Raw genomic sequence first — 3,132 nt, forward strand, 5'->3', positions numbered from 1 at the left:
GGCCTCGCTCGCGCAGCTGTTCGGCAAGCGGGTTCTCGCCTTCGCCGGCATCGGCGATCCCGAGCGCTTCTTCCGCAGCTTGCGTGCCGGCGGCATCGACGTCGCGCGCACGCGTCCGTTCGCCGACCACCACATGTTCTCGCGCGAGGAAATCGCAGCGCTTGCGGCGGACGCCCTGCGCGAGCAGCTCACGCTGGTGACGACGGAAAAGGACCTCGCACGCCTGCGCGGCAGCGAGGGCGTGCCTGATGACATCGTGCCGTTCGCCGTCGAGCTCGAATTCGATGAGCCGGCAAAGCTCCGGCAATTGATCAGCGATCATCTGTACAAGGCGCGCGAGCGGCGGTTCAACACGCGTTGATCTCGAACATAAGGCAACGTCTCTGCCGTAGTCTGAAAAGCAGAGTGTCGCGACCGGCGAATCCTCTTCCGCGCGTTCGGGAGTTGATGTAGCCTTCGATGAGAGCCGTCACCGGGACGTGCCGAACTCCCGGCAATCATCGACGGCGTTAGTGCCCACGGCGGGCAACGCATCTTCATCATGTCAGGCGCAGCGGCCGTAGCGACCAGTTCGGGACGGCACGGAGAGTTATTGCCAAAAGATCAGAGGAGAACATGCCATGCATTTTTGCCTCACCGGCCAATACACACCACGCTCTCTCAACGCCATTTTGGAAAACCCCACGACCGATCGTCAGGAGGCGGCCAGAAAACTCATCGAGGCGGCCGGCGGAAGGCTGATCTCGATGTACAGTGTTGCGGCCGACGGTCCTGGCGTTTTGGTGATTTTCGATGTGCCTGATCCCGGCGCGGCTCCGGCCATCTCTGGCCTGACCGTCTCGGCGGGCACCCTGCAGAACGTGAAACTCACTCGGTTGTTCACGCAGGATGAGATCAAGCAGGTCCGCCAGAACGCGGCCAAGCTGCGCTCTTCGTATACCCCGCCTGGAAGCTGACATCCGGATTTGAAGCGGAGCCGCCGCAGCACCAAGCGGCGGCGACGCTGACATCACGAAACAATCACGTCTGCAGACCGAGAAGACTTTCCGGCGTCTATTGGCCGACAATGGAAAAACGGCGCGTGCTGCGTTCGTCTGTCGCTGCTGGCGGACCTGGTAACCGTCCGCGATCGCGGTTCAGCAGTCGGTCATGTTCACCACGCCCCGACGGCCATTAATCCGATGATGGTCAGGCACGAGACGCAGGCGACCATGACGGTATAAGATTCGGGTGTGTTCATCGCTTCTTCCTCCCAAACTGTTGCCAATTGCCTGGTCACTGCTACGCGGGAGAGATCGCCGGTCCTGGGCGGTTTCAATTCGGTGCGCCCCGGTCGGACTTGTGCTGCGCGTCTATCCTACTATCGTCACCCTGGACCGCGGGATGATGATGCGCTTCGAGAGCTTCAGAACGTTCGACTGCGATCAGAAGCTGCTTGCGCATTTCAGCGAGGCGGGCGCGGCAATATTCACGATAGAGCATGTCTAGTATGGTGGGCATGATCACCCCCATCGTTGACTTTCGATTTACAGATATGCCGCCGCGAATTTCTTGAGGTGATCATAGCCCGTCAATGGCTCTTCGATATGAGCCCGTTCACAGACTGCGCCAATTCCAAAGCTCGATGGCCGTTTGGTTGACTTGATTGTCTGTGCGATAAAAGAGCAGGGCCAATTACCTAACACGCACTATAGCAGCTCTCTGTTTCACCAAGACTTCGTCAAACAACTTAAGGGCGCCAAGCTGCAACAAAAATTCCAACCACAGCGCGAAATGACTTACCTCGGAGTGCAAGAACTCTTCGATGCAACGCGGATCGGCACGAGGGAAGTCAGCATAGTGTGAGAGTCGCAGCCAGCCACGCGTGACCACGTCTGCATCCCGTTGCCGCGTGGAAGGCGCACCAATCCTGTTGCCCCGGCGAGGCAATCCTGCTTGGCGAAGTCCTGCCGGAGCCTGCCATTCAGGCGACATTCATCGCAAAACTTCTATCGATCTCGGACGATCGGGAGAATTCGATGAAACTGCCGTCTGCGTTCGTCGCCGCCAGCCTCGTATGTCTGATCATTGCGCCGGTGTCCGCACAAACGACGCCGTCCGCTGCTCCCACCACCGTGCCGGTTCCTGCGACCAAACGCGTGACGTGTCTTGCCACGACGGCAAGCTTGAAGGGGCAGGACAAGCGCGACCAGCTACAGCTCTGCCTGGCGCAGGCACGGCTCGATTGCCTGAAGCAGGCGATCGATCAGAAGGTCGTCGGTGAATCCAGGAAGAGTTTTGTCAAGACCTGCGTGGGCGGCGATGGCACCGAGCCCCAATAGCCGAACCATGCCAAGAGTTCGATCTTGTAGGGTGGGCAAAGCGAAGCGTGCCCACATTGCTCGTCGCGGTCATGGTGAGACGGTGGGCACGGCGCGTTGCGCCTTTGCCCACCCTACGAGCGCCGAAGGATCACGATTGCTGCGGTTTCGGCGCACCGGGAAAATGCCGCTGCAGCACGGCGGCCGGGGTAGCGTAGGCCTCTTGCAGATCCACGCTCCAGTACTTCAGCTCGTCCAGCGGAATCCGCGTGTCGGTGATGGCACAGCGCACGAATGTCCCCGGCGAGATCACGCGGAAGTCGCCGTCGAGATACTGCACCTGCGCTTCGCCATGGCCCGAGGGGCCGAACTTGTTCAGCACGGTCGAAAGTCTCCGTGGAAGGCCTCTCCGCGGAAAACCTTGGAGGGCACGATGTGGTGGACGGGATGTAGCATAGATAGGGCGGCTTGTCCGCCCGGTAAACCCACCGGTTTGTGATGTTTTGCCGCCGTTTCCGCGTGATAGTGCTTGCGCGAAGGGTCGCTGGTTCCGGTACCACCTACGGCAGAGTCCGATGCGCCTTCGATTAACCACTCTGTTCCTGACGTTGCTGATGTCGGCCGCGCGCGCCGCGCCGGCGCCGCAACCGGTCGACATTCCGCTGGCGTCGGGCGTCCTCCATGCGCAGCTCTACAAGCCCGAGGGCGCAGGCCCGTTTCCGACCGTGATCGCGCTGCATGGTTGCGGCGGGCTCAGTGGCCATTCCGATCCCGTGCTGGCGCGCTATCGCGACTGGGCCGAGCGCCTGCTCAGGGCGGGCAATGCCGTGCT

Annotated in this window: 4 protein-coding genes and 1 pseudogene; 4 read left to right on the top strand and 1 reads right to left on the bottom strand. The window is 61.0% G+C overall.

All coding sequences use genetic code 11. The annotated features are described in order from the left end of the window. From MOV74_RS34675 to MOV74_RS34685, 3 genes are all read left to right on the top strand, one after another. Positions 1-361 (top strand): tetraacyldisaccharide 4'-kinase (locus MOV74_RS34675; protein ID WP_246931486.1); only part of this gene is annotated, 361 nt, incomplete at its 5' end. Between the two features lie 259 nt (positions 362-620). After that, positions 621-956: a GYD domain-containing protein gene (locus MOV74_RS34680; RefSeq protein WP_246931488.1), complete on the top strand. Its 336-nt coding sequence runs from the start codon at positions 621-623 to the stop codon at positions 954-956. A gap of 1,062 nt (positions 957-2,018) precedes the next feature. Further along, a complete protein-coding gene (locus MOV74_RS34685; protein ID WP_246931490.1) occupies positions 2,019-2,321 on the top strand; it encodes a hypothetical protein in 303 nt (100 codons plus the stop codon). A 130-nt stretch (positions 2,322-2,451) separates the two neighbouring features. Here MOV74_RS34685 and MOV74_RS34690 read toward each other — a convergent pair whose 3' ends face one another. Continuing rightward, positions 2,452-2,682: a DUF2093 domain-containing protein gene (locus tag MOV74_RS34690; RefSeq protein WP_246931492.1), complete on the bottom strand. Its 231-nt coding sequence runs from the start codon at positions 2,680-2,682 to the stop codon at positions 2,452-2,454. Positions 2,683-2,875: 193 nt separating this feature from the next. Here MOV74_RS34690 and MOV74_RS34695 point away from each other — a divergent pair. After that, positions 2,876-3,132, top strand: a pseudogene (locus MOV74_RS34695) (dienelactone hydrolase family protein); the annotation flags it as partial.

The sequence above is a fragment of the Bradyrhizobium sp. SHOUNA76 genome (assembly GCF_023006445.1).
In the GTDB taxonomy this organism is placed as follows: Bacteria; Pseudomonadota; Alphaproteobacteria; order Rhizobiales; family Xanthobacteraceae; genus Bradyrhizobium.

Excerpts from the sequence above, each read along its gene's own strand:
- MOV74_RS34680 (WP_246931488.1), top strand. The coding sequence starts at position 621 with ATGCATTTTTGCCTCACCGGCCAATACACACCACGCTCTCTCAACGCC.
- MOV74_RS34685 (WP_246931490.1), top strand. The coding sequence starts at position 2,019 with ATGAAACTGCCGTCTGCGTTCGTCGCCGCCAGCCTCGTATGTCTGATC.